The following is a 24,556-nucleotide window of genomic DNA, read 5'->3' as shown; positions in this document are numbered from 1 at the left end:
TTCCTCCGCTTAAAAGAAAAAAGTCTCAGACGGCCATGCCGTACGCGGTCGTGAAGCGCACATCGCCCTCGACCATCTCCCGCATGTCGGAAATGCCGTGCCGGAACATCAGCGTCCGCTCGATCCCCATGCCGAACGCGAACCCGGAGTAGCGGTCCGGGTCGATCCCGCAGGCGATCAGCACGCGCGGGTTGACCATGCCGCAGCCGCCCCACTCGACCCAGCGCGGCCCGTCCCGGTGCTCCGGGAACCACACGTCGAACTCGCCGGACGGCTCGGTGAACGGGAAGTAGTGCGGCCGCCACCGGGTCTTCGCGCCCTCGCCGAACATGGTCTTGGCGAAGTGGTCGAGCGTCCCGCGCAGGTGCGCCATCGTGATGCCCTCGTCCACCACCAGGCCCTCGACCTGGTGGAAGACCGGCGTGTGAGTGGCGTCCAGCTCGTCGGTCCGGTACGTCCGCCCTGGGCACACCACGTAGATCGGCGGCTTGCGGGTGAGCATGGTCCGGGCCTGCACCGGCGAGGTGTGCGTGCGCAGCACGTGCCCCGGCGTGGTCAGGTGGAACGTGTCCATCAGCCCGCGCGCCGGGTGGTCGGCGTGGATGTTGAGCGCGTCGAAGTTCGTCCACTCGAGCTCGACCTCGGGACCTTCGGCGATCTCGTAGCCCATGCCGACGAACAGGTCCCCGATCCGCTCCATCAGCGTGGTCAGCGGGTGCCGGGCGCCGCGCGGGCGGCGGTCCCACGGCAGCGTGACGTCGACGCGCTCCTCGACCAGCACGCGCGCGGCGCGCTCGGCCTCCAGCGCGGTCTGCCGGGCGTCGTACGCGGCCTGCACGGCCTGCCGGGCGACGTTGACCCGCTTGCCGGCGTCGGACTTCGCGGCCGGGGGCAGCGCGCCGATCTCCCGCCGGGCCAGCGAGATCGGCGACTTGTCGCCGAGGTGGGCCGGCTTCAGCGCGACGAGCGCGTCCAGGTCGGCCGCGCCGTCGAAGGCCTGCGTGGCCTCCGCGATCGCGCCGTCCAGCGCGGACTGGTCCAGCAGGGCAACCTGCTTCGGGTCATACGGGTCATTGCGATAGGTCATGACTCTGCGTCTCCAACGCCTGCGGGAACCGGGACAGTCTAGTGACGCGCGGCGACGCCGCCGCCCACCGGTATCTCCGAAGGCTGAGAGCGAGACAGGATCAGGCTCGTCGCCCGCGCGCACCGGCGGGCCACATAAACGAGCGGATCACTGTCGGTCACTCCTCGAAATCGCGTAAGGCTCTCGCCGAAGCATACAGACACACCGCCGCGGCCGCCGCCAGATTAAGGCTCTCGGCCCGGCCGTACATCGGCACCTTCACCCGGTGGTCAGCCGCCGCCAGCACCGCGTCGGAAAGGCCATGGGCCTCAGATCCAAAGATCCACATGGTACGGGTGGAGAGCGCCCCACTGTCCGCCAATCCGTCGAGGTCCGCGTCGCCGTAGCCGGTCGCCGCCAGCACGGTCAGCCCCGCGGCCTGCGCCTCGGTCACCACCGTCACCGGGTCCGGCCCGCGCACCACGTCCACGTGGAACAGGCTGCCGGCCGTCGACCGCACGCACTTGCCGTTGTACGGATCGACCGCGTCCCCGGCGAACACCACCGCACCGGCGCCCGCGGCGTCCGCGGTCCGCAGCACGGTTCCGGCGTTCCCCGGGTCCCGGATCTCGGCCAGCGCCGCGACCAGCCGGGGGCCGCGCGACAGCGCCTCGGCCAGCGGCACGTCCGCCTGGTGGCACAGCGCCACGATCCCCTGCGGCTGCACCGTCTCGGTCAGCGCCGCCAGCGCGTCCTCGTCCACCTCGGACACCTCGGCACCGGTGTCCGACGCGGCGCGGCTGAGCGTCGCGTACCGGTGCAGGGTCTCCGGCGTGCCGAACAGCTCGATCACGGTGCCCGGCGTGGCCAGCGCCTCCGACACCGCCTGCGGCCCCTCCGCGAGGAAACGGCGCGCCGCGTCCCGGTCCCGGCGGCGGTGCAGCTTCCGGGCGGCGGCGATCCTGGGCGTACGCGGCGTGAACAGGGTTTCGTCCTTGATCTCTCTGCCGTGATCGGGGCGTGCCGGATCGCGGGTCAGGCGGCGAAAAAGCGGAGGCGTCCCGCGGACAACGCGGGACGCCTCGCTCAGAGATGAAGCTGGGTGAAACCGGTGGGACTCAGGCGGCCTGGGCGGACGCGCCGCCGGTGCCCTCGGCCGCGACCGCGGCCTTGGCGACCTCGACGAGCCCGGCGAACGCCGTGGCGTCGTTGACCGCGAGGTCCGCGAGGATCTTGCGGTCGACCTCGACACCGGCCAGGCGCAGGCCCTGGATCAGCCGGTTGTAGGTCATGCCGTTCGCCCGGGCGGCCGCGTTGATGCGCGTGATCCACAGCTGGCGGAAGTCGCCCTTGCGGTCACGACGGTCCCGGTACGAGTACTGCATCGAGTGCAGCACCTGCTCCTTGGCCTTGCGGTACAGCCGGGACCGCTGGCCCCGGTAGCCGCTCGCCGTCTCGAGCAGGGTACGACGCTTCTTCTGGGCGTTGACCGCCCGCTTGACGCGTGCCATTGAACTACTCCTAATTGAAAAAAGTCAGTGGCGGGCGCGTCAGCGGCCCAGCAGCTTCTTAATACGCTTCACGTCGGACTTGGCCACCTCGACCGTGCCGGTCAGCCGGCGGGTGCGCTGGGAGGACTTGCCCTCCAGCAGGTGACGCTTACCGGCCTGCTCGGTGACGAGCTTTCCCTTGCCGGTGACCTTCACCCGCTTGCCCATGCCGGTGTGGCTCTTCATCTTCGGCATTGAACGCCTCTTCTTCCTGATACAGGCCGGGGGTTCCCGGCCGGTTGTGGCCGGGAAGCCGGCCGTTACTGGCCGGGGGTTCCGGCCGGCGCACCCGCGTCAGCGGACTCCGTGGCGGGAGCCTCGCTCTCGGGTGCGTCCACGACGTCCTCGTCCCGGGGCGGGCGAGGCGCCTTGGCGCTGGCCGCGACGCGCTCCGCCGCTGCCGCCTTGGTGGCCCGATGCGGGGCCAACACCATGGTCATGTTTCGGCCGTCCTGCTTCGGCGCGGCCTCCACGTAACCCAGCTCCGTGATCTCCGACTCGAGCCGGCGCAGCAGGCGGTAGCCCAGCTCCGGACGGCTCTGCTCGCGACCACGGAACATGATCGTGACCTTGACCTTGTCGCCCGCCTTCAGGAACCGCACCACGTGACCCTTCTTGGTCTCGTAGTCGTGCGGATCGATCTTCGGGCGCAGCTTCATCTCCTTGATGACGGTCTGCTGCTGGTTGCGCCGGGCCTCGCGCGCCTTGAGTGCCGACTCGTACTTGAACTTTCCGAAGTCCATGAGTTTGCACACCGGCGGACGGGCCATCGGCGCCACCTCGACCAGGTCCAGATCGACATCCGCGGCCAGCTGCAGGGCACGCTCCAGCGGGACGATGCCCACCTGCTCACCCTCAGGGCCGACCAGTCGGACCTCTCGCGCCCGGATCTGATCGTTCACGCGTGGTTCGGCGCTGATGGGGCCTCCTCATAACTGCTTCCCGCACCCGCCGGCCGGCCGGCGCGGGTCTGGCGACGACTCGCCCGCCTGCCCCGGCGGATCGAGCCTGCGCACGGCGTGCGCTGTCGGCCACAAGCAGAAAGGCCCCGGCAACGTACATGCCAGGGCCCGCTCGACCGGTCACGGCTCGTGCGCTCGCGCACGGCCACGCTGTCACGCGTGACGCTGAGCCACCGCGCTGCGGATGCACTGCACCCGAGGCGGTCTGACCGGACCCGGACGCTCGAGGCGACGCGGGTGGGAGCAGGCGCTCCGCTTCATCACCACCACGCAGGTGCAGGATCCAGCTGGATCATGAACAGGCGTGATGGTCAGGTCGACCCGAGAAGTCTAACAGGCCCGCAAGGCAGCCGCTAACGGCCCCGGACCTGCACCGACGCTCGGGCCACGGCGGTCCTGCTGTGACCGATCATGACAACCACAAAATGACCTTGATATTCCCGCTCCCGGCGAAGCCGGCGCCACTCCTTGCCCGATCCGCGGTGGTCACCGCAAACGCTCGTACGGTGACCACCGCGGAGATCAGGAGTTCGCGTCCGGGTCCACGTTCGTGGCGACCCGATCGGCGGAATGTTCCGCGCCGTCCTCGGCTCCGGCCGGATTCACCACACCGTCGTAGTTGTACACGACGGCGGAATCATGAGATTTGCTCGTGTGAATGTAGCGGTGCACCAGACCGTCATTCTCGATCTCGATGAGGCCCGTGTCGCCCGCATTGCGGGTCTCCCCGTCGTAAGGGCCTCCGACCAGGGCAGCTTCGGTAGTGGATTGATCAGTCATGCCGCTCGGGTACCCCGCCTCACACCGATCAAACAGATCCGAAAAATGGCGTGCACCTCCTGCATGACCACCGAATTCCCGGGTAGCCGGGACCTCGCACGGCCGATGAGATGGCCGACTTCACCCCCTGGATAACCCGATTGGAGGGCACTGAGATGACGGATATCGCCACGTCGCGTTCAGCGTCCGCGACCGACGGCCAGACGTCCGCCACCGAGACCGCGAAGCAGGAGGCCCGCGAGCTCGGGCACACGGCGGTGGAGGCCGGCGGAAGCGTCGCCGGCACCGCGAAGGACGAGGGCCGCCGGGTCGCCGAGGAGACCGGCCGGCAGGCCCGCCACCTATACCACGCCACCCGTGACGAGCTGCGCAGCCAGGCCGGCGCGCAGCAGCAGCGCGCGGTCGGCGGCATCCGCTCGGTCGGCGGCGAGCTGCGCTCGATGGCCGAGTCGAGCGAGCAGTCCGGGCCGGTCGGCGACTACGCCCGGCAGGCCGCCGCGAAGATCGACCAGGTCGCGGACTGGCTGGAGGCCCGTGAACCGGGCGCGCTGATCACCGAGGTCAAGGAGTACGCGCGCCGACACCCGGGCACGTTCCTGGCCGGTGCCGCGGTGCTCGGCCTGATCGCCGGCCGGGTGACCCGCAGCGTCGCCGCGGAGATCTCCGACGACTCCGGCGCGACGCCGTCGACCGCCCCGTCCGGGCCGACCGCCACCGGCACCGCCGCGGTCCCGGCCACGCCGGTCCCGCCCACGTACACCGAGCCGGTCACCGCCGTGCCGGTCCCGGCCACCCCGGCGACCACCGCGGTCGTCACGCCGGCCACCACGGCGCTGCCGGCCGACCCGGATCCGCTGCTGCCGCCGGTGACCGACCCGCTGGCCCCGCCGGCCACCGAGCCGCGCACGTACCCGGGTGAGGCACGGCCATGACGCAGGGCCCGGACGTGTCCCAGCGCTCGTTCGGCGAGCTGCTGGGCGAGGTCACCCAGGACCTGTCCACACTGGTCCGCCAGGAGGTCGAACTGGCCAAGGCGGAGATGCGCCAGGAGGCGGCGAAGGCCGGCAAGGCCGCCGGGCTGTTCGGCGGTGCCGGTGTGGCCGGCTTCCTGGTCCTGCTGTTCCTGTCGTTCGCGCTCTGGTGGGGCCTCGCCAACGTGATGGACCAGAGCTGGGCCGCGCTGATCGTGGCCGTGCTCTGGGCGATCGTCGGCGGCGTGCTGTTCACTCTGGCCCGTGGCAAGGCCCGTGAGATGCGCGGGATGCCGCGCACCGCGGAGACCGCGAAGGAGATCCCCCAAGCCCTCAAGCCGAATCGTGGAGGCCTGTCATGACCAGCAGCGATCCCGACCAGATCCGCGCCGAGATCGAACGTACCCGCGCGGGCCTCAGCTCCGACGTGGACGCGCTCGCGTACAAGGCCAGCCCGACGCGCATCGTCGAGGACCGGAAGCAGCGCGTGCGTGACGCGCTCCGTAACACCCGGGAGAAGATCATGGGAACCGCCTCCGACGCCGGCTCGACCGTGGCCGGCAAGACCTCCGGCGCCGCACACGCGGTCTCCGGCACCGCGTCCGGCGCCGCGCACGCGGTCTCCGACAAGGCGTCCAGTGCCGCGCACGCAGTTTCCGGCAAGGCCTCGGACGCGGCGGACGCGGTCCGGCAGGCGCCGTCGGTCGTGAAGGCCAAGGCCGAGGGCAACCCGCTCGCGGCCGGCCTGATCGCGTTCGGCGCCGGCTGGCTGATCTCGTCGCTGCTGCCGGCCACGCAGAAGGAGCGCGAGCTGGCCGCCAGCGCGAAGACCGCGGTGCAGGAGAACAAGGAGACGCTGGTCCAGGAGGCGAAGCAGCTGGCCGGCGAGCTGCAGGAGAACCTGCGCGGCCCCGCCGAGGAGGCGGCCGGCCGGGTGCGCGACACCGCGACCGACGCGGCCGCGAGCGTTCGCGACGAGGGCCGCTCCGCGGCCGAGGACGTCAAGGGCCGCGCCTCCGAGGCCCGCGAGAAGGTCTCCTGACCCGACGCCTGACGCCAGGAGGAGAGCGCCGGTCCCGCCGAGGGACCGGCGCTCTTCCGTGCCCGGACAGACCGGAACCCGTGTCAGCGGGACAGCCCTCAGCCCGTCAGCGGGCGGGTCGAGCAACCGTCAGCGGGCCGGGCCGGAACCCGTCAGCCGGGCGGTCACGGAACCGACACCGCAGAGGTGACCCGGTGCCGTCCGGATGTGCGAGGCTTTCCGCATCGACGGGCCGGAAGCCGCCGGGGGGCGGCACGGCACCAGACACCGCACGCGTCCCGCACGGGTGACGGGCGGGTCGTGTGCGTCTCCCAGGGGGATGGAGAGACGTGCAGTGACCATGCTGGACAGTCCGGTAACGGAGAACGGAGACATCGCAGACCTCGTCACGGCCGCGTCCCGGGGGGACACGCGGGCCTGGGACACGATCGTGGAGCGGTACGGCCGGCTGGTGTCGTCGGTGTGCCGGCAGTGGCGGCTGAGCGACGCCGACACCGCGGACGTGAGCCAGACCGTCTGGCTGCGCCTGTTCGAGCAGCTGGACCGGTTGCGCGACCCGCGGGCGCTGCCCGCGTGGCTGCTGACCACGACTCGGCGGGAGTGCCACCACCTGCACCGGGCCGCGAAGCGTGAGCTGCCCGGCGCGACCACGGCGCGGCTGGAGGGGCAGGCCGACGCCACCGCGGCCTCGGTGGACGACGGGCTGCTGCGCCGGGAGCGCGGTGCGGCGGTGCGGGCCGCGTTCGACGAGCTGCCGCCGCACTGCCGGGAGCTGCTGGAGCTGCTGCTCCGGGACCCGCCCACGCCGTACGAGGAGATCAGCGCCCGGCTCGGCGTGCCGTGCGGCGGCATCGGGCCGAACCGCGCGCGCTGCCTGGACCGGCTGCGGCGCAACCCGCGGTTCCGCGCGTTCATGTCGGAACGGACGTATCAGGCCGCCCGCTGATGTCGCGGCGCGTGGCAGTCGCCCACGCGCGTGAGACCTCGCCCCGGTACGGGGTGGGGGCCCTCGACCGCGGGGCGGGGATCGAGGGCAGGGCGGGGGTCGCCGATCGGGCGGCGGCCCCCGTCGCATTAACGCACATCGCCGGAATATATCGACAGACACCATTGACTTTGCCCATGTGAGCGCTAACACTGGGCTGGTCGACACGTACCGGGGAATGATCCTGCCGCAGCTGGCCGCGCCGGTGATGGTCTTCATCCTGAAGAAGGTCTTCGACCGTCTCCCGCGCGAGTACGAGCAGGCCGCGGCGCTGGACGGGGTGAGCCGGCTGCGGATGTTCTGGAGCGTGGTGCTGCCGATGTCCCGCCCGGTGCTCGCGGCGGTCGGCGTGTTCACGTTCGTCACGGCGTGGAACGACTTCCTCTGGCCGTTCATCGTGGTCAGCGACCGGAACTTATGACCGCGCCGGTCGCGGCGTCGACGACGCCGGACTCAAGGGATAGAGGTAACAGTGCAGCACGCGACAGTCACGCTCGACCCCGCCTTCACCGTCGCCCCGGTGCGCCGGCGCACGTTCGGCTCGTTCGTCGAGCATCTCGGCCGCTGCGTCTACACCGGCATCTACGAGCCCGGCCACCCGGCCGCGGACCCGGACGGATTCCGCCAGGACGTGCTCGCGCTGGTCCGCGAGCTGGGCGTGTCCATGGTCCGCTACCCGGGCGGCAACTTCGTCTCCGGTTACCGCTGGGAGGACGGGGTCGGGCCGGACCGGGTCCGGCGCCCCGATCTGGCCTGGCACACCATCGAGACGAACGAGTTCGGTACGGACGAGTTCCTGCGCTGGTGCGGGCGGGCCGGTGTGGAGCCGATGATGGCGGTCAACCTCGGCACCCGCGGCGTGGCCGAGGCCGTCGACCTGCTCGAGTACACCAACCACCCGGGCGGCACGCACTTCTCCGACCTGCGCGCCGCCCACGGCAACCCCAAGCCGTACGACGTGCGGCTCTGGTGCCTCGGCAACGAGCTGGACGGGCCATGGCAGGTCGGGTTCAAGACCGCGCGGGAGTACGGCCGGCTCGCCGCGCAGACCGCGCGGGCGATGCGCATGCTCGACCCGGACCTGACGTTCGTCGCCGTGGGCAGCTCCGGCTCCGGCATGCCCGAGTTCGGCGCGTGGGAGGCGGAGGTGCTGGCCGAGACGTACGACGAGGTCGACCTGATCTCCGCGCACGCGTACTACGAGGAGGTGGACGGCGACCTCGGCTCGTTCCTGGCGTCCAACCTGGACATGGAGCACGTGATCCGCGCGGTCACCGCGACCGCGGACCACGTCGGCGCGCGCCGCAAGTCGGCGAAGAGGATCGGCATCTCGTTCGACGAGTGGAACGTCTGGTACCTCAGCCGCTTCCAGAACGCGCCGCCGCCGGCCACCTGGGAGAGCGCGCCGCGCCAGCTGGAGGACGTCTACCACGTGGCGGACGCGGTGGTGGTCGGCAGCCTGCTGATCTCACTGCTCCGGCACAGCGACCGGGTCGAGGCCGCGGCACAGGCGCAGCTGGTAAACGTGATCGGACCGATCTTCACCGAACCGGGCGGGCACGCCTGGCGGCAGACGATCTTCCACCCGTTCGCGCAGGCGTCCGCGCTGGCCCGCGGCACGGTGCTGCGGACCGCGGTCGCCGCGCCGGTCTACGAGACCCCGAAGTACGGCGAGGCGCCGCTGGTCGACGCGGTCGCCACGCGCGACGACGAGACCGGCGAGGTCGCGCTGTTCGTGGTGAACCGGTCGATCGACGACCCGGTGCGGCTGACCGTGAACACCCGCGCGTTCGACCGGGAGCTGCGGATCGGCGACGCGACCGTGCTGGCCGACGACGACGTCTACGCCACGAACACCGCGGACGCGCCGGACCGGGTGAAGCCGCGCCCGCACCCCGGCGTCACGCCCGGCTCGCTGGACGTCGTGCTGCCGCCGGTGTCCTGGAGCGTCATACCACTTTCCTAAAGGTTTTAGTTTTTCTGCGATATGCTTTCGGCATGATCGACGCCAACCTGCTGCGTGGTGCGCTCGAGATCGAGCGCACCACGCACGGCCTCCTCCCCCACCGGCTGCCGCGCTGGGCCCGCGACCAGGCCGGCGAGCCGCAGGTCGCCATGGTCGAGGCGGAACCGTCCGGGGTACGGCTGGCGCTGCGCACCGCGGCCACCTGGATCGAGCTGGACACGCTGCCCACCCGGGTCGGCTACGCCGGTGCACCGGCCCGGCCGGCCGGCGCCTACGACCTGCGCGTCGACGGCGAGCTCCGGGCCCGCGCGGTCGCGGACGGCGGCGATACCGTGTCGATCGACATGGCCACCGGTGCGCGCACGGTCACCCCCGGGCCGGCCGCCACGCTGCGCTTCGACGGGCTGCCCGCGGGCGAGAAGGACGTGGAGATCTGGCTGCCGTACCGGGAGCGCACCGAACTGCGCGACCTGCGGGCGGACGCGCCGGTGCGGCCGATGCCGGACCGCGGCCGCCGGGTCTGGGTGCACCACGGCAGCTCGATCAGCCACGGGTCGAACACGGACGGCCCGTCCACCACCTGGCCGGCGCTGGCCGCGCACACCGGCGGCGTCGAGCTGATCAACCTCGGGTTCGGCGGCAGCGCGCTGCTCGACCCGTTCACCGCGCGCGTGATCCGGGACACACCGGCCGACCTGATCAGCGTGAAGATCGGCATCAACCTGGTGAACGCGGACCTGATGCGGCGGCGCGCGTTCGGCCCGGCCGTGCACGGCTTCCTGGACACGATCCGGGACGGGCACCCGGACGTACCGCTGCTGACGGTGTCGCCGATCCTCTGCCCGATCCACGAGGACACGCCGGGGCCGGGCGCGTTCGACCTGGACGCGCTGGCCGAGGGCCGGCTCGCGTTCCGGGCCACCGGCGACCCGGCCGAGGTCGCGGCCGGCAAGCTCACGCTCCGGGTGATCCGCGACGAACTGGCCCGGATCACGGCCTCCCGGAACGACCCGCACCTGCACTACCTCAACGGCCTGGAGCTGTACGGCGAGGCGGACGCCGAGGCACTGCCGCTGCCGGACGCGCTGCACCCGGACGCGGAGACGCACCGGCTGATCGGATCGCGCTTCGCCGGCCGGGTCTTCAGGCCCGGTGGCGCGTTTCATCCCGGATGACCGACAACCTGTTCCGCGCTTTCCGGGTCTTACGGGTGTGACTGTCTACAGTGCATCACATCTGCGGCGCCTGATAGCCGCACTGACCGTGTCCACCGCGGTCGCCGCCGTGCTCCCCGGCACGGCGGCGGCCGCCCCGTCCACACCGGCGCCACCGGTTCCGGGTGGCGAGGCCCGTACCGTCACGCTGATCACCGGTGACCGGGTCACGCTGTTCCCCGGCGGGAACGTCGCGCTGCAGCGCGGCGACGGCCGCGAGCACGTCCGGTTCGGCATCGAGCGCCTGAACGGGCGGGTGTCGGTGATCCCGTCCGACGCGCGCGGGCCGCTGCACGCGGGCCGGGTCGACCCGCGGCTGTTCGACGTGACGCGGCTGGTCGAGTTCGGCTACCACGACCGGGCGCTGCCGCTGCTGGTCGCGGGCGCCGCACCCGGCGCCCGCGCGGCCGCTGCCCTGCCCGGCGGCCTGAGCACCATGGACGCCGCGCCGAACGGCGACACCTGGCGGACGCTGACCGACACGAGGGCGCGCAGCGCCGTCACCAAGATCTGGCTGGACGGCGTCATGCGCCCGTCGCTGGACGTGAGCGTGCCGCAGATCGGCGCGCCCGCGGCCTGGCAGGCGGGCCTGACCGGCACCGGCACCACGGTCGCGGTGCTGGACACCGGCATCGACGAGACCCACCCGGACCTCGCCGGGCAGGTACGCGCCGCGCGGAACTTCGTCGAGGACGCGGAGGACGACCGCGACCTGGTCGGCCACGGCACGCACGTCGCGTCCACGATCGCCGGGACCGGCGACCGGTTCAAGGGCGTGGCCCCGGGCGCGAAGCTGCTCGACGGCAAGGTCTGCGGGCTGACCGCCGGCTGCCCCGAGTCGTCGATCCTGGCCGGCATGCAGTGGGCCGCGGAGCAGGGCGCGGACGTGGTCAACATGAGCCTCGGCGGTTTCGGTACGCCCGAGGAGGACCCGATCGAGGCGGCCGTACGGACGCTCAGCGAGGAGCACGGCACGCTGTTCGTGGTCGCGGCCGGCAATTCCGGCGGATTCGGTGAGGGCAGCGTGGAGAGCCCCGGCACCGCGGACGCGGCGCTGACCGTCGGCGCGGTCGACAAGTCCGGCAACCTGGCCGGCTTCTCCAGCCGCGGACCGCGCCCCGGCGACTACGCGATCAAGCCGGAGATCACCGCGCCCGGCGTGGACATCTCGGCCGCACGCAGCGCCGACGCGGTCGAGATGACCGACCCGGGCCCGGCCGCGGGCTACACCACCGCGTCCGGCACCTCGATGGCGACGCCGCACGTGGCCGGCGCGGCCGCGCTGCTGGCCCAGCAGCACCCGGACTGGACCGGCGACCGGCTGAAGTCCGTGCTGGTCGGCTCCGCCGCGCCGCACCCGTCCACACCGGTCAGCGCGCAGGGCGCGGGCCGGGTCGACCTGGCACGCGCGATCACCCAGGACGTGACCGCGACACCGGCCGTGATCAACGCCGGTTTCCAGCAGTGGCCGCACGCGGACGACGAGGTACGGTCCAGCACGCTCACGTACCGCAACGGCGGCACCGCGGCGGTCACGCTCACGCTCGGCGTCAGCGGCCTCCCGGACGGCCTGGTCTCGCTCTCCGCACCCGCCGTGACCGTGCCCGCGGGCGGCGAGGCCTCGGTCCGCGTCGACGTCGACACCCGCGGTGCGATGCCGGACGGGTTCCTCGGCGGCGCGGTCACCGCGACCGCCGGCGATCGGGTCGTCCGCACGCCGCTCGGCGTGGAGCGCGAGGTGGAGAGCTACGACGTCGGCCTGACCGTGCTCGGCCGGGACGGCGCTCCGGCCGGCGACTACCGGGTGCAGCTGATCGACAAGACGCGGCGCACCGGGTACGGCGCGTGGCCGGGCAGCGGCGAGACGATCCGGCTACCGAAGGGCGACTACGCGCTCGGCGCGAGCATCGGCGAGGACACCCACCTCGCGCAGGGCAGCCTGACCGTCGACGCCGGCACCGGCGCGCTGACGCTGGACGCCCGGATTGCCAGGCCGGTCACGGTGACCGCGCCCCGCAAGGGTGCCACGCTCGAGTCGCTGTGGGCCGGGGCCGGGTCCACCTGGTACTCCACCGGCGTCGGCGCGACCGGTGACGAGAAGGTCTACATCGGACGGCTCGGGGCGGACGTCACCACGCCGGACTACAACTCCTACGTCATCGCCCGATTCGGGCAGCGGGGCGCGGACGGCACGTACAACGGCACGCCGTACTTCTACTCGGCGTTCTACCTGACGCCCGGGAAGATGACGACCGGCTTCACGCACACGACGACGCAGGGCGAGTTCGCCACCGTGGAGGCCACGCACGGTACGCAGGCCGCGGTCCCGCTGGCCGCCAAGGGCAGCTTCCCGATGCACGGCGCGCTGTCCGGTGCCTCGTCGTGGAACTGGCTGTACCCGTCCGGGTTCCGCCGCACCGAGTACTACAACGCGGACCACGGCGTGCGCTGGGCGCCGTTCTTCATGGACACGCGGATCCACGAGGAGGGCTGGGAGGAGTACCTCTCCGAGCAGTGGGCGCCGCAGACCGCGTACCGGCCGGGCCGGACCGTCGCCGAGGTGTGGAACCGGCCGGTGTTCGGGCCGGCGCTGCCGGACACCGGGTTCACCGCGATCGCCCGGGAGAACGATCTCCTGTACGCGAACACGCCGCTGTTCGGTGACGGGCAGGGGCGTGAGGGCACCTCGGTCGTCACGTCCGCGACCAGCACGCTGTCCCGGGACGGCCAGGTGATCCGCGCGTTCCCGGACACGTACGGTGAGTGGCAGGTGCCGGCCGAGGCCGGGTCCTACCGGCTCGACGTCACGGCCGAGCGCGGCGTGCCGCACCGGCTCTCCACCCGGGTCGCCGCGAGCTGGACGTTCACGTCCGCACACGGGACCGGGCCGCTGCCGCTCTCCACGGTGATCTTCACGCCGCAGACCGACGCGTCCGGCGTCGCACCGAAGGGCCGGGCGTTCGGCGTGCCGGTGCGGGTGGCCGGGCAGGGCAACTCGGCCGCGGCGCCGAACCGGTCGCTGACCGTGGAGGTGTCCTACGACGACGGCGTCACCTGGACGCGGGCGACCGTCCGCAACGGCGCGGTGCAGCTGCGGCACCCCGGCACGGCCGGATTCGTGTCGCTGCGCGCGGTCGCGGCCGACCGGGCGGGGAACACGGTCACCCAGACCGTGATCCGCGCGTACGAGATCCGCTGACCCGGCACGGGCCCGGTCCGGCATTTCCGGCCGGACCGGGCCCACACCGCCGGTCACCCACCCGGGTACGGAAAGCCAGTCCAGCTGCGGCAACCGGCCCCGCCTCGGCAACCCGAACCCGCTGGCAACCCGACGCTGCCGCGGAAGCCCAGCCCACCTGCGGCGACCCGGTTGCTGCGGCAATCGAGCGCTCCGCGCCCGAGATATCGCGATATCTCATCTCGCGCGGCAGGCGCCGCTGCCGGCAAAAGCCGCCACACAGTCTTTGGACCCACCGCACGAGGGTCAAGCCGTGGTGGTCGCCTTCGCGTGCAGCGCGCGCAGCGCCCGGACGCCCTGCACCGCGTAGTCGCGGTCGGCGGCCTGGAGCGCCAGCACCGCCACCGACTCGTCGTCCGCCAGCTCCAGGAACGCCCACGGCGAGTGCTGGTCGAACCGGATCCGCCGGACCACGTCCCACGGCAGCTCGTAGCCGCCGAGCAGGTTGCGCACCCGGATGCCCTTCGCGTCCGCCTCGACCCGCGGCCGGGTGAACAGCAGCACACCCGCCGCCGCGAGTACGCCGAGCCCGATCATCGCGATCTGGTCGCCGAGCTGGAAGACCGCGTCCGTCTCGTCGTTGAGCCGCCCGGACAGGCCCAGCCCGACCAGCGTGAACACGACCACCACCGCCACCGCGGTCACATAGCAGACGACACGCACGCGCTGCGGACGCAGCTTCACGACCTCGGTCTCGCTCATGCTCCGAGTGTGACAAAACCCCGGAGCCACGCACCTGTCAGGGTACGGCGGCGCTACTCTCACCGCGTGGATGATCAATCCTGTCACTGCCTGCTGTGCACCGCACCGGCCGGTTCTCCGGAGGGTTCCCCGGATGCCCCGGAGCGCACGACGGCCGACAGGATCCGCCGGTTCGGCTGGACCGTCACCGGCGACCCGGCGTCGAACCTGGCCTATTCGACCGGTCTCTGGCACACGTTCCGCGCCCCGGAGATCTGCGTCCTCGGCGTGCCGGCCCGGCTCGGCCGGCGGATCGTCACCGCGGTCGGCAACCTGATCGGCGACGGCGACACGCTGCTCGACGGTGAGCGCCGGGACGACGTACTGACCGGGTACGACGTGGTGGTACGCGCGGTCCGGGACGGCTGGCACCCGCGCTTCTTCGGCGCCGGGCTGGACTTCTACCGCCGGACCCGGATGCCGATGATGCAGATCGTCTGGCCGGACCGCGCCGGCCGCTTCCCCTGGGAGCCGGGCACCGACGCGGGTTACCGCGCCGCCCAGCCGAGTCTGTGGCTGCACCCCGAGGACGATCCGGCGGGGTCATAGCGCGAACAGCAGCGCCGCGCTGATCAGGACGACGACCGCGGTGCCGAGGTGGACGCCGAACGCGGTGGCGCGGGTGCCGCCGTGACACAGCATGATCACCGTGTCGCCGACCGGGACCAGCGCGACGGCCAGCATGTACCAGGCCGCGGCCGGCCCACCCGCGAACGCCAGCGACGCGAGGCCGATCAAGCCGTGGGTGATGTCGCGGACGCCGAGACGATCTTTACCCAGGCGGTCACGCTGACGTTCGGCGCACCGGAGACACCGGCCGCGCTCCAGCAGGCGCTCGGCGAGCTGCGCGAGGCCGTGCGGACCGAGGTGCTCTGGGCCGGGCCGCACGGCCTGGTGACGCTGACCCGCGCCGGCCGGCTCCCCGCGACCGCCACGACCGGCGGCTGGCCGAGCTGGTCGACCGGATCGCGCCGCGCTGAGTTCCGGTCCGCTCCGGTGCCGGACTCCGGAGGTATGCGTGGTGAGCAGCCCGGACGTGCCACTTCGTCCGATCCGGTCCGGGAACGACCCGGTGCGGCTCCACGATGGTCTTTCCTGATCGTGCCCGTACTGCACGACCGGTGAGGAGACCGATGACGATGCCCGACCGACCACGGCGGATTCTCGCCGCACTCGCCGCGGCGCTGTGCCTGACCGCCTGCGGCCCCGGCGACTCCGGTGGCTCCGGTGACGCCGGCCCGGGGCAGGCGCCGACGGCCTGGCCGCAGCCGGTCGACGGCAAGCTCACCGAGGCGATGTGCGACGTGCTGACCCCGGACGACTTCCTGGCCGTGGGCGTGGACGCGCTGCGCTGGGAGGAGCGTGCGGTCGCACCGGACATCAGCCCGAACGCGGTCCGCTGCCACGCGCTCGGCGGCCACTTCCTCTGGTTCACGCTGCAGCCGGACCCGGTCTCGGCGGACCTGTACTTCCAATGGCTGCTCCACCAGCAGGACACCGCGCCCACCGCCGAGAACCACGTCCCCGGCGCGGACCAGAGCTGGTTCGCCACCGGCGGCACCGACCCGCAGCTGTTCGTCCGCCGCGGCGCGCTGGTCCTCAGCCTGAGCGTCGGCTTCGCGCACGACGACACCGGCTTCGACCCGCGCGCGGCAACGGCCACGCTCGCCGGCCAGGCCCTGGAGCGTCTGCCCGACGTCGGCCGCGTCGCGACCGGCAAGCCGCACGAGATGGTGCTCACCGTCACCGGCAAGGACACCGCGCAGGCGATCGTCGGCTACACCGACCCGATCACCGTCGAGGCGGTCCAGGAGACGGTCACGCTCCCCTGGAACAAGAAGATCCAGTTCCCCGCGTTCGGCCGGCCGACGTCCATCACCCTGAACGCCTCCGCGCCCGCCCCAGTCTCCTTCACCACGCTGCCGTCCGTCACTTGCGGCATCACCATCGACGGCACCGAGGAGGAACGCAACAACGGCCCCGGCCCGTCGACCTTCTGCTACGGCTCCTACGCCGAACCGCGCTGATCCGCCCCGCTCCCGGGCCCGGAGGCGCTGACCGCCGCGCGGTGCCAGTGGGCGGCGGCGCCGCGAGCCGGTTCGCCGGGACGGCTCGCGGCGGCGTGGGTCTCAGAGGCGGGTGGCGGCGATGTCGGTGACGAGGATGGCGCGGGCGCCGATCTCGTAGAGCTCGTCCATGATGCGGTGCATCTCGGCGCGCTGGACCATGGCCTGGACGGCGACCCAGCCCTCGCGGTGGAGCGGGGAGACCGTGGGGGACTCTATGCCGGGGGTGAGCGCGGTGGCCTGGTCGAGGAGGTCGGCGCGGACGTCGTAGGCGAGCATGACGTAGCGGCGGGCGACCAGGACGCCTTGGAGGCGGCGCAGTAGCTGGGCGGTGCCGGCCTTGCCGTCGGCCGCGGCGGCATCCTCGGCGGTCTCCGATGCCGTGCGGCCGATCAGGATCGCGGAGGAGCGGAGCAGCGGCTCGCCGACCGTGACCAGGCCGGCCTGGCGGAGCGTGGCGCCGGTCTCGACGACGTCGGCGATGACGTCGGCGACGCCGAGGCGGATGGCGTTCTCCACGGCGCCGTCCAGGCGCACCACGGTCGCGGAGAGAGAGTTCGCGGCCAGGTAGTGGGCGACCACGCCGGGGAAGGCGGTGGCCACCCGGCGTCCGTCGATCTCGGCGACCGACTGCAGCGTCTCGGGACGGGCGGCGAAGCGGAACTGGGCGCCGCCGAACGACAGGTCCATGATCTCCGTGGCGGGGGCGCCGGAGTCGAGGAGCAGGTCGCGGCCGGTGATGCCGAGGTCCAGGTCGCCGCTGCCGACGTAGACGGCGATGTCGCGCGGGCGCAGGTAGAAGAACTCGACGTCGTTGGCCGGGTCCTGGCAGACCAGGTCGCGGTCGTCACCGCGCTGGCGGTAGCCCGCCTCGCGCAGCATCTCGATGGCGGGACGGGACAGGGCGCCCTTGTTGGGCACGGCGATGCGCAGCATCAGGACTCCAGGGAAGGGGGAAGACTCCAGGGAAGGGGAAGGAAACCGGCCGGACCGAACACTCAGAGATGTCGGTAGACGTCCTTCAGCTCCAGCCCGCTGGCCAGCATCAACACCTGTGCCTGGTAGAGCAGCTGGGAGATCTCCTCCGCGGCGCGCTCCGGACCCTCGTGCTCCGCGGCCATCCACGCCTCGGCCGCCTCCTCGACGACCTTCTTGCCGATGGCATGGACGCCGCGCTCGACCGCCGCCACGGTGTGCGAACCCGGGGTCCCGGCCGCCACCTTTGCCTGCAGTTCCGCGAACAGCTCGTCGAAGGTCTTCACGGGAGACGATTCTCGCAGCCCCCTTCGGCCCCACCGCACCCGGGCAGCCAATATGCTTCGGACCATGCGTAGAACCTCCGTGCCCGCCGCCGCCCTGCTGCTCGCCACGGTGGTCGGGGTGTCCGCGTGCGCGCCGGAGGAGTCCGGCGACGATGCGGTGCCCGCGGCCTCCGCCGGCGCGGCCGGCTGCGACCCGGCGAGCCTGAAGACGCTGACGGCCGGGAAGCTGACGATCGGCACCGACCAGCCGGCGTACGAGCCGTGGTTCTCCGACGACAAGCCGGAGAGCGGCGAGGGTTTCGAGTCCGCGGTCGCCTACGCGGTCGCCACCGAGCTCGGCTACACCAAGGAGAACGTGGTGTGGACCCGGGTGCGGTTCGACAGCGCGATCGCGCCCGGGCCGAAGACGTTCGACATCGACATCAACCAGTTCTCGATCACCGAGGAGCGGCGCAAGGCGGTCGACTTCTCGTCGCCGTACTACCTGGTCCGGCAGGCGATCGTGGCGAAGAACTCGTCGCCGGTCGCGGGCGTGACCGACCTGGCCGGGCTGAAGGACGCGAAGCTGGGGGCGCAGGTCGGCACGACCAGCTACCAGGTGATCACCGACCTGGTGAAGCCGAGCCAGCAGGCGCAGGTGTTCAACAGCAACGACGACGCGAAGCAGGCGCTGGAGAACGGCACGATCGACGGGCTCGTGGTGGACCTGCCGACCGCGTTCTACATGACCGCGGCCGAGCTCACCGACGCGAAGATCGTCGGCCAGATGCCGCAGGTCGGCGTGCCGGAGCAGTTCGGCATCGTGCTCGACCAGGGTTCGCCGCTGACCGGCTGCGTGTCCCAGGCGGTCGACGCGCTGCGCACCGACGGCACGCTGACCACGCTGGAGAAGCAGTGGCTCGCCCAGGTGGCGGGCGCGCCCGAGCTGTCATGACGGCGGAGACCCACACGCCGAGTGACATACAGCGGGCGCGGGTCGCCTACCGCCGGAAGCAGTCGATCCGGTCGGTGATCATCAGCGCGGTCTCCACCGCGGTGGTCGGCGTGCTGGTCGTGGTGCTGGTGACCGGCTCGCCGGGCTGGCCGCGCGTGCAGGCGTCGTTCCTCGACCCGCAGGTGGCGACGGACTCGCTGCCGGCGATCCTGCGCGGGCTGTGGCTGAACGTCCGGCTCCTGGTCGCGTGCGCGATCGGCGCGCTGCTGCTCGGCCTGCTGATCGCGGTGCTGCGGACCACGAAGGGCGCGGTGCTGTTCCCGCTGCGCGCGCTGGCCACCGCGTACACGTACACGCTGCGCGGCATGCCTTTGATCATCGGGTTGTACCTGCTGACCTTCGGCGTGCCGGGACTGCGCCTGCAGGGCACGCCGAGCGTGCTGGTGCTGGGCGCGATCGCGCTGATCATCACGTACGCCGGCTACCTCGCCGAGGTGTTCCGGGCCGGGATCGAGAGCATCCACCCGAGTCAGTGGTCGGCGGCCCGGTCGCTCGGGCTGACGTACCGGCAGACGATGCGGCACGTGGTGCTGCCGCAGGCGGTGCGGCGGGTCGCGCCGCCGCTGCTCAACGACATGGTGGCGCTGCAGAAGGACGTGGGTCTGGTGTCGGTGGCCGGGCTGGTCGACGCGGTGCGGGCCGCGCAGATCGAGACCGCGAACGCGTTCAACTTCACGCCGTACGTGGTCGCGGCCGTGCTGTTCGTGCTGCTCGCGATCCCGCTGATCGCGGTGACGGATCTGGTCACGCTGCGCGCGGCGCGGCGGCAGAACGCGGGCGGGCGGTGACGATGGCGCGCGACGACGACGAGCTGAGCTTCGGCGAGCAACTGGAGCGGGACCGGCTGGACAAGATCCCGGAGCGCGGCGACGAGACCCGGGTGGCGGACTTCGACGCGGCGAAGCAGCGGCGCGAGCGGGCCCGTGAGCGGGCGCTGCGCCGGTCGACCGGCGCGTTCCCGGCGGTCCCCGAGGGCCGGCCCACGTCGGAGGGTACGGACGGGAGCCTCTACGACACGCCCGTGCCGAACAGCCGCGGCCGCCGCCGCAGCGAACGCCAGGGCGACGAGACCGAGTCTGCCTCGGGCGGCTACGCCCGGTTCGCGACCCGGGACGAGGCAGCCCCGCCCGAGGTCGGCGCCGACCCGTACCGTCGCATGCCGGTGGCGGAGACCCCGGCGGAACCGGACACGCGGCTGGTGGACGAGCGGCCACGGCGATCGCGGCACGCGCTGCCGGCGGAGCCGGGCGACGAGCCACCGGCGCGGCGCAGCCGGCGCGAGCGGGACGAGCTGAGCGACACCGCGGCCGGGCTGGTCCAGGCGATCAGGACCGCGGACCAGGAGGCGGACTACGTGCCGGTGCCGACCCAGCCGGCGCTGTCCTGCTCCGGGCTGCGCAAGTCGTTCCGCGGCGGCCTGGTGCTCCAGGACCTCGACCTGGACGTGGCCGAGCACGAGGTGGTGGTGCTGATCGGCGCGTCCGGCTCCGGCAAGTCGACGCTGCTGCGCTGCATCAACCTGCTCGAGGAGATCGACGACGGCACGATCCTGCTGGACGGCGAGCACATCACCGACCCCAGGACCAACCCCGACACGGTACGCCGGAAGATCGGCATGGTGTTCCAGTCCTACAACCTGTTCCCGCACATGACCGTGCTGCAGAACATCACGCTGGCACCGGAACGCGTGCACCGGCGCCGCCGGGCCGAGGTGGAGGCGGAGGCGCGCACCTGGCTGGACCGGGTCGGCCTGGGCGACAAGGCACGGGAGTACCCGGATCGCCTTTCCGGCGGCCAGCAGCAACGCGTCGCGATCGTCCGCGCCCTGGTCAACTCCCCACGCCTGCTGCTGCTCGACGAGGTCACGTCCGCGCTCGACCCGGAACTGGTCGGCGAGGTCCTCACCATGATCAAGGACCTGAAGACCGAGGGCATGACGATGATCCTGGCCACGCACGAAATGGCGTTCGCCCGCCAGGTCGCCGACCGGGTCTGCTTCCTCGACGGCGGCCGGATCCTCGAACAGGGCCCGCCGGAACAGGTCTTCGGCGCCCCCCAGCACCCCCGCACCCGCCAGTTCCTCCGCCGCATCATCGAAGCGGGACGGCTCTGACCGTCCATTGACACGCGCCGCGTGGCATGTGGACGATCGCGAAACGTGCGTGTGGGCTCGTCGAGTGCGGCTCGGAAGGGCTACGGCACGTAGAGCTCGGCGAGGCGGACGGCGATGCCGTCTCGCGTGGTGAGGCGGATCAGGTGGGGGCCGTCGCCGAGGCGGGCGGCGAAGTCGGTGGCGGAGGTCTCGCAGGAGCCGGCGCCCATCTCGTCCATGCAGGCGCTCACGTCGGACTGGTCGACCAGGGCGAGGACCGCGTCGTCCGCGCGGGGCAGCGTTATCTTGGCCTCGCTGTCGGCGGTGTTCCAGGCGGAGTTGCAGCGCTTGTCGTCGGCGGGGAGGTGGAACGTCTCGCAGAACTCCGGGTTGGTCAGGAAGATGACCGGCTCGACCACCACGGCCTGGCCCTTCCCCGGCGTGAACTGCAACAGCTTGACGATCGAGTCGGTGTCGCCCCGGGACACGTCCGTGAACGCCGGCACCGGCGGCGTGGCGGACGGCACGGCGGACGGCGACGCGGTGGTGTCGTCGGGAGCCGAGCCGCACGCCGCCAGGAGCAGCAGAGCGGGGATCGAGATCAAGAGCTTCTTCACAGCGTACGGATCTCCAGGTCCTTGAAGGCCGCGCTGCCGCTCCGGTAGTCGGCGCCGGCCTCGACGCCGAGGCGGATCCAGCCGGTGACCAGGCGGCGGTCGTCGGCGGGGGCGGAGGTGACGTCGGTGCCGTCGACCGCGACCGTGGCGACGTCGTCCCGGACGACCAGCCGGACGCGGTGTTCGGCACCGTCGGCCAGCGCGGTCGACGGGACGCGCACCAGCTCGTCCGCGCGGTCGTCGGCGTGCCGTTCGAAGCCGATCGTGTCGGCGCAGAGCGACAACGCGTACCCGGTGAGGTCGTCGGTCTTCCGGAACGCGACGAACGCGCAGCTGCCCGGCTCCAGCAGCGCCACGCTGACCGTGATCGACTGATCGCCGGCGAACCTGTCCTGCGGGCCGTCGCAGGCCTGCCAGACCGGCTCCCCGCCGCTGATGACCAGGCGCCCGCCGGTGTACGCGCAGCCGGCACCGGCCGGCCACTGACCGGGCCGGGACAGTGGGTCGATGATCACCGGCCCGCCGCCGATGAGTGGCGGGTCGCTGACGACGACCGCGGACGACGGCACGGCCACCGGCGGGACCGCCCGGGAGTGGTACGCCCACGCACCGGCCGCGCCGAGCACGGCCGCGGCCAGCACGCCCGCGATCGCGGCGGTCACCAGCCGGCGGTGGCGCCCGCGGCGCCGCAGCGCGCGGGCCGCCTGGGCCGCGCGCTGCACCTCGGGGCGCGCGGTCAGGTCGGGCCGGCTGTGCGAGCCGGTGTCCAGCAGCAGTTCCAGCAGTTCGGGTGCGGTCGGCCGGTCCGCCGGGTCCTTGGCCAGCGTGCGTTCCACGATCTCGCGCAGCGGTGACTGGAGCCCGCCGAGGTCCGGTGGCTGAGTGAGGATCCGGCCCGCGGTGGCGGCGGCCGAGTCGGCGGCGAACGGCGTGCGGCCGGTGCCGGCGTAGGTGACCACGGCGCCCCAGGCGAACACGTCCGAGGCCGGGCCGATCGGCGCGGTGTCGAACCGTTCCGGCGCCATGTAGGCCAGGGTGCCGACCATCTGATCGGTACGCGTGTGGTGGCTGGTCGCCTCGAACGGCTGCGCGATGCCGAAGTCGATCACCTTGGGTGCGCCGAGCGCGAAGAGCACGTTGCGTGGCTTCAGGTCGCGGTGGATGACGCCGGCGCCGTGGATCGCGGTCAACGCGGTCGCCACGCCGATCGCGACGCTGTGCAGGTCGCCGCCGGACAGCGGGCCCCGGTCCGCGACCACCTCGGCCAGGCTGGGTCCGTCAACGTACTCGACGACGAGGTACGGCGTGGTGTGCTCCGGGTCCGCGTCGAGCACGGCCGCGGTGCAGAACGGCGGCACCTGGCGGGCGCGGCTGACCTCGGAGCGGAATCGGCCGCGGTACTCCGGTTCGTTCGCCAGCTCCGGCCGGATCGCCTTGACCGCGACGCTCCGGCCGTCCGGCGACCGTCCTAGGTAGACCGCGCCCATGCCGCCCTCGCCGAGCCGGCCGAGCAGCCGGTAGCCGCCGAGTTCGCGCGGGTCCCCGGGGCGGAGAGGCTCCGTCATGGAGCGCCACCCTACACGGGGACCCCGCTGATGTTGAGTTCCGCCGCCGCGGCCCAGCGCTGTTCGTTCACCTCGCTGAGCGCGCAGCCGCACGTACCGCCCGGTCTTAGCGGCGAACGTGACGATCTGTTCCGCGGTGGTGTCCGGCCAGACGCCGGTCGCGACCGGGGTGCCCCCGTTCGTGCCGTCGGCGGAGACGTAGATCTCGTAGTTCTTGATCCGGCCGTCCGCCTTGTTCTGCCGCGGCAGGTAGTAGAGGTCGGTCACCCGGTACGTGCCCGCCCATGTCGCGTCGGTGGCGGTCAGTTCCAGCTCCAGGTAGAACGGATAGTCGTGGTCCGGCGCCGGGAACGTCGCGCCGGCACTCAGGCGAACGGCTGCCTTACCGTCGGTCATCGGACCGGCGGAACGGCATACCGGCCAACGACCGTCGATATCCGGCCAAGAACCCGCACCGGTACGGATCGACGCACCCCGCCGGGCCTACGCTGGTCGCATGATCTCGAAGGCGGACGTGGACGCGGCGGCGGTGCGGATCGGCGACCGGGTCCGGCACACCCCGGTGCTGCCGGTGGCGGACTCCGGCGCCACCGTGTTCAAACTGGAGTACCTGCAGCACACCGGCACGTTCAAGGCCCGCGGCGCGCTGAACCGGATCCTGGCCGCGGCCGAGTCCGGCGAGCTGTCCGGCGCGGGCGTGGTCGCGGCGTCCGGCGGGAACGCGGGCATCGCGGTGGCGTACGCGGCCGCCCAGCTCGGCGTGCCGGCCGAGATCTACGTGCCGGTGATCTCCTCCCCCGCGAAGGTGCGCCGGCTGCACGAGCTGGGCGCGGTCGTGGTGCAGACCGGCAACGAGTTCGCCGAGGCGTACGACGCGGCGCAGAAGCGGGTGAGCGACACCGGCGCCACGTTCTGCCACCCGTACGACCACCCGGACATGGCCGCCGGAGCCGGCACGCTGGCACTGGAGACGTGGGCGCAGACCGGCGGCTTCGACACCGTGCTGGTCGCGGTCGGCGGCGGCGGGCTGCTGGCCGGTGTCGCGGCGGCGCTGGACGGCCGGGCGCGCGTGGTCGCGGTGGAACCGGCCGGCGCCCGCTCGCTGCACGACGCGCTGGCCGCGGGCCAGCCGGTCGACGTGCCGGTCTCCGGCGTGGCCGCGGACGCGCTCGGCGCCCGGCGGGTCGGCGAGATCGCGTTCGAGGTGGCCCGGCGCACCGGCGTGCAGTCGCTGATCGTCGAGGACGAGGACCTGATCGCGGCGCGGCAGCACCTGTGGGACCGCTACCGGATCGTGGTCGAGCACAGCGCCGCGGCCGCGATGGCCGCGCTCACCGCCGGCGGCTACACACCGGCCGAGGGCGAGCGGGTCGCGGTGATCCTCTGCGGCGCGAACACGGATCCGTCGAGCCTCGGCTGAGCGGCGCTTGCGCGGGCCGCCTACG

At 72.4% G+C, this 24,556-nt stretch carries 27 protein-coding genes; 15 read left to right on the top strand and 12 right to left on the bottom strand.

Translation table 11 applies throughout. The features are described 5' to 3' along the window. Positions 1-25: 25 nt before the first annotated feature. The 6 genes from pheS to J2S42_RS34225 all read right to left on the bottom strand — a co-directional run bounded on the left by pheS (position 26) and on the right by J2S42_RS34225 (position 4,358). On the bottom strand, positions 26-1,087 hold the full coding sequence (gene pheS / locus J2S42_RS34250) for a phenylalanine--tRNA ligase subunit alpha (protein WP_307245962.1): 1,062 nt from the start codon (positions 1,085-1,087) through the stop codon (positions 26-28). 157 nt (positions 1,088-1,244) lie between these two features. Continuing rightward, positions 1,245-2,105 carry a TrmH family RNA methyltransferase gene (locus tag J2S42_RS34245; protein WP_307249192.1) on the bottom strand — a complete coding sequence of 287 codons (861 nt, stop codon included), beginning with the start codon at positions 2,103-2,105 and terminating at the stop codon, positions 1,245-1,247. Between the two features lie 79 nt (positions 2,106-2,184). Further along, positions 2,185-2,577: a 50S ribosomal protein L20 gene (rplT, locus tag J2S42_RS34240; RefSeq protein ID WP_307245960.1), complete on the bottom strand. Its 393-nt coding sequence runs from the start codon at positions 2,575-2,577 to the stop codon at positions 2,185-2,187. Between the two features lie 39 nt (positions 2,578-2,616). Then, positions 2,617-2,811: a 50S ribosomal protein L35 gene (rpmI, locus tag J2S42_RS34235; protein WP_307245958.1), complete on the bottom strand. Its 195-nt coding sequence runs from the start codon at positions 2,809-2,811 to the stop codon at positions 2,617-2,619. A 65-nt stretch (positions 2,812-2,876) separates the two neighbouring features. After that, positions 2,877-3,518 (bottom strand): translation initiation factor IF-3, encoded by a 642-nt coding sequence (infC, locus tag J2S42_RS34230; RefSeq protein ID WP_307245956.1) that lies wholly within the window; start codon positions 3,516-3,518, stop codon positions 2,877-2,879. Positions 3,519-4,100: 582 nt separating this feature from the next. Further along, positions 4,101-4,358, bottom strand: a complete 258-nt coding sequence (locus J2S42_RS34225; protein WP_307245954.1) for a hypothetical protein — start codon at positions 4,356-4,358, stop codon at positions 4,101-4,103. A 155-nt stretch (positions 4,359-4,513) separates the two neighbouring features. Here J2S42_RS34225 and J2S42_RS34220 point away from each other — a divergent pair, with 155 nt between their 5' ends. The 8 genes from J2S42_RS34220 to J2S42_RS34185 all read left to right on the top strand — a co-directional run bounded on the left by J2S42_RS34220 (position 4,514) and on the right by J2S42_RS34185 (position 13,735). Further along, on the top strand, positions 4,514-5,290 hold the full coding sequence (locus tag J2S42_RS34220; RefSeq protein ID WP_307245952.1) for a hypothetical protein: 777 nt from the start codon (positions 4,514-4,516) through the stop codon (positions 5,288-5,290). Further along, a complete protein-coding gene (locus tag J2S42_RS34215) occupies positions 5,287-5,691 on the top strand; it encodes a phage holin family protein (protein ID WP_307245950.1) in 405 nt (134 codons plus the stop codon). The genes J2S42_RS34220 and J2S42_RS34215 overlap by 4 nt, the downstream gene beginning before the upstream one ends. After that, the gene (locus J2S42_RS34210; RefSeq protein WP_307245948.1) at positions 5,688-6,371 is read left to right on the top strand and encodes a DUF3618 domain-containing protein; all 684 of its coding nucleotides are present in this window, start codon (positions 5,688-5,690) and stop codon (positions 6,369-6,371) included. Before J2S42_RS34215 ends, J2S42_RS34210 begins: the two co-directional genes overlap by 4 nt. 319 nt (positions 6,372-6,690) lie before the next feature. Next, a complete protein-coding gene (locus J2S42_RS34205; RefSeq protein ID WP_307245946.1) occupies positions 6,691-7,317 on the top strand; it encodes an RNA polymerase sigma factor in 627 nt (208 codons plus the stop codon). 178 nt (positions 7,318-7,495) lie between these two features. Then, positions 7,496-7,777 (top strand): ABC transporter permease subunit, encoded by a 282-nt coding sequence (locus tag J2S42_RS34200; protein WP_307245944.1) that lies wholly within the window; start codon positions 7,496-7,498, stop codon positions 7,775-7,777. 51 nt (positions 7,778-7,828) lie between these two features. Next, positions 7,829-9,322, top strand: coding sequence for an arabinosylfuranosidase ArfA (gene arfA / locus J2S42_RS34195; protein WP_307245942.1), 1,494 nt, complete (start codon positions 7,829-7,831; stop codon positions 9,320-9,322). A 32-nt stretch (positions 9,323-9,354) separates the two neighbouring features. Next, on the top strand, positions 9,355-10,497 hold the full coding sequence (locus J2S42_RS34190; protein WP_307245940.1) for a GDSL-type esterase/lipase family protein: 1,143 nt from the start codon (positions 9,355-9,357) through the stop codon (positions 10,495-10,497). Positions 10,498-10,534: 37 nt separating this feature from the next. Next, a complete protein-coding gene (locus J2S42_RS34185) occupies positions 10,535-13,735 on the top strand; it encodes a S8 family serine peptidase (protein ID WP_307245938.1) in 3,201 nt (1,066 codons plus the stop codon). A 285-nt stretch (positions 13,736-14,020) separates the two neighbouring features. On the opposite strand, the gene J2S42_RS34180 is transcribed toward J2S42_RS34185, so the two are convergent. Further along, complete coding sequence (locus J2S42_RS34180) at positions 14,021-14,476, bottom strand: PH domain-containing protein (protein WP_307245935.1); 456 nt, start codon at positions 14,474-14,476, stop codon at positions 14,021-14,023. Between the two features lie 66 nt (positions 14,477-14,542). Between J2S42_RS34180 and J2S42_RS34175 the strand changes: the two genes are divergently transcribed. Continuing rightward, positions 14,543-15,064: a DUF4262 domain-containing protein gene (locus tag J2S42_RS34175; RefSeq protein WP_307245933.1), complete on the top strand. Its 522-nt coding sequence runs from the start codon at positions 14,543-14,545 to the stop codon at positions 15,062-15,064. Here J2S42_RS34175 and J2S42_RS34170 read toward each other — a convergent pair. Continuing rightward, positions 15,059-15,253: a DUF4267 domain-containing protein gene (locus tag J2S42_RS34170; protein WP_307245932.1), complete on the bottom strand. Its 195-nt coding sequence runs from the start codon at positions 15,251-15,253 to the stop codon at positions 15,059-15,061. The two genes, J2S42_RS34175 and J2S42_RS34170, sit on opposite strands and share 6 nt — an antisense overlap. 3 nt (positions 15,254-15,256) lie before the next feature. Here J2S42_RS34170 and J2S42_RS34165 point away from each other — a divergent pair, with 3 nt between their 5' ends. Then, positions 15,257-15,640, top strand: coding sequence for a hypothetical protein (locus tag J2S42_RS34165; protein WP_307245930.1), 384 nt, complete (start codon positions 15,257-15,259; stop codon positions 15,638-15,640). 14 nt (positions 15,641-15,654) lie between these two features. Further along, positions 15,655-16,542 (top strand): hypothetical protein, encoded by an 888-nt coding sequence (locus tag J2S42_RS34160; RefSeq protein ID WP_307245928.1) that lies wholly within the window; start codon positions 15,655-15,657, stop codon positions 16,540-16,542. Positions 16,543-16,644: 102 nt separating this feature from the next. Here the strand turns inward: J2S42_RS34160 and hisG are convergent, their stop codons facing one another. Together hisG and J2S42_RS34150 are read right to left on the bottom strand one after the other, a co-directional pair. Continuing rightward, positions 16,645-17,517 (bottom strand): ATP phosphoribosyltransferase, encoded by an 873-nt coding sequence (hisG, locus tag J2S42_RS34155; protein WP_307245926.1) that lies wholly within the window; start codon positions 17,515-17,517, stop codon positions 16,645-16,647. A gap of 62 nt (positions 17,518-17,579) precedes the next feature. Continuing rightward, a complete protein-coding gene (locus J2S42_RS34150) occupies positions 17,580-17,843 on the bottom strand; it encodes a phosphoribosyl-ATP diphosphatase (protein ID WP_306832193.1) in 264 nt (87 codons plus the stop codon). 64 nt (positions 17,844-17,907) lie between these two features. Here J2S42_RS34150 and J2S42_RS34145 point away from each other — a divergent pair, with 64 nt between their 5' ends. The 3 genes from J2S42_RS34145 to J2S42_RS34135 all read left to right on the top strand — a co-directional run bounded on the left by J2S42_RS34145 (position 17,908) and on the right by J2S42_RS34135 (position 20,950). Next, positions 17,908-18,777, top strand: coding sequence for an ABC transporter substrate-binding protein (locus J2S42_RS34145; RefSeq protein WP_307245924.1), 870 nt, complete (start codon positions 17,908-17,910; stop codon positions 18,775-18,777). Next, complete coding sequence (locus J2S42_RS34140; protein ID WP_307245922.1) at positions 18,774-19,625, top strand: amino acid ABC transporter permease; 852 nt, start codon at positions 18,774-18,776, stop codon at positions 19,623-19,625. The genes J2S42_RS34145 and J2S42_RS34140 overlap by 4 nt, the downstream gene beginning before the upstream one ends. A 590-nt stretch (positions 19,626-20,215) precedes the next feature. Continuing rightward, positions 20,216-20,950, top strand: coding sequence for an amino acid ABC transporter ATP-binding protein (locus J2S42_RS34135; protein WP_307249190.1), 735 nt, complete (start codon positions 20,216-20,218; stop codon positions 20,948-20,950). An 80-nt stretch (positions 20,951-21,030) separates the two neighbouring features. On the opposite strand, the gene J2S42_RS34130 is transcribed toward J2S42_RS34135, so the two are convergent. After that, positions 21,031-21,546, bottom strand: a complete 516-nt coding sequence (locus tag J2S42_RS34130; RefSeq protein WP_307245920.1) for a hypothetical protein — start codon at positions 21,544-21,546, stop codon at positions 21,031-21,033. Then, a complete protein-coding gene (locus J2S42_RS34125) occupies positions 21,543-23,507 on the bottom strand; it encodes a protein kinase domain-containing protein (RefSeq protein WP_307245918.1) in 1,965 nt (654 codons plus the stop codon). Before J2S42_RS34125 ends, J2S42_RS34130 begins: the two co-directional genes overlap by 4 nt. A gap of 100 nt (positions 23,508-23,607) precedes the next feature. Here J2S42_RS34125 and J2S42_RS34120 point away from each other — a divergent pair, with 100 nt between their 5' ends. Further along, positions 23,608-24,531: a threonine/serine dehydratase gene (locus J2S42_RS34120; RefSeq protein WP_307245916.1), complete on the top strand. Its 924-nt coding sequence runs from the start codon at positions 23,608-23,610 to the stop codon at positions 24,529-24,531. Positions 24,532-24,556 lie beyond the last annotated feature (25 nt).

The organism is Catenuloplanes indicus, from assembly GCF_030813715.1.
GTDB classification, from domain to species: domain Bacteria; phylum Actinomycetota; class Actinomycetes; order Mycobacteriales; family Micromonosporaceae; genus Catenuloplanes; species Catenuloplanes indicus.
This window is presented reverse-complemented; position numbering and strand designations above follow the sequence as displayed.

Bases quoted from the DNA above. Each gene is read 5' to 3' on its own strand.
- hisG (WP_307245926.1), bottom strand. From the start codon at position 17,517: ATGCTGCGCATCGCCGTGCCCAACAAGGGCGCCCTGTCCCGTCCCGCC.
- J2S42_RS34180 (WP_307245935.1), bottom strand. From the start codon at position 14,476: ATGAGCGAGACCGAGGTCGTGAAGCTGCGTCCGCAGCGCGTGCGTGTC.
- J2S42_RS34190 (WP_307245940.1), top strand. From the start codon at position 9,355: ATGATCGACGCCAACCTGCTGCGTGGTGCGCTCGAGATCGAGCGCACC.
- J2S42_RS34220 (WP_307245952.1), top strand. From the start codon at position 4,514: ATGACGGATATCGCCACGTCGCGTTCAGCGTCCGCGACCGACGGCCAG.
- J2S42_RS34120 (WP_307245916.1), top strand. From the start codon at position 23,608: ATGATCTCGAAGGCGGACGTGGACGCGGCGGCGGTGCGGATCGGCGAC.
- J2S42_RS34125 (WP_307245918.1), bottom strand. From the start codon at position 23,507: ATGACCGACGGTAAGGCAGCCGTTCGCCTGAGTGCCGGCGCGACGTTC.
- pheS (WP_307245962.1), bottom strand. From the start codon at position 1,087: ATGACCTATCGCAATGACCCGTATGACCCGAAGCAGGTTGCCCTGCTG.
- J2S42_RS34205 (WP_307245946.1), top strand. From the start codon at position 6,691: ATGGAGAGACGTGCAGTGACCATGCTGGACAGTCCGGTAACGGAGAAC.
- J2S42_RS34140 (WP_307245922.1), top strand. From the start codon at position 18,774: ATGACGGCGGAGACCCACACGCCGAGTGACATACAGCGGGCGCGGGTC.
- rpmI (WP_307245958.1), bottom strand. From the start codon at position 2,811: ATGCCGAAGATGAAGAGCCACACCGGCATGGGCAAGCGGGTGAAGGTC.
- J2S42_RS34225 (WP_307245954.1), bottom strand. From the start codon at position 4,358: ATGACTGATCAATCCACTACCGAAGCTGCCCTGGTCGGAGGCCCTTAC.
- J2S42_RS34210 (WP_307245948.1), top strand. From the start codon at position 5,688: ATGACCAGCAGCGATCCCGACCAGATCCGCGCCGAGATCGAACGTACC.
- J2S42_RS34215 (WP_307245950.1), top strand. From the start codon at position 5,287: ATGACGCAGGGCCCGGACGTGTCCCAGCGCTCGTTCGGCGAGCTGCTG.
- J2S42_RS34145 (WP_307245924.1), top strand. From the start codon at position 17,908: ATGCGTAGAACCTCCGTGCCCGCCGCCGCCCTGCTGCTCGCCACGGTG.
- rplT (WP_307245960.1), bottom strand. From the start codon at position 2,577: ATGGCACGCGTCAAGCGGGCGGTCAACGCCCAGAAGAAGCGTCGTACC.
- J2S42_RS34160 (WP_307245928.1), top strand. From the start codon at position 15,655: ATGCCCGACCGACCACGGCGGATTCTCGCCGCACTCGCCGCGGCGCTG.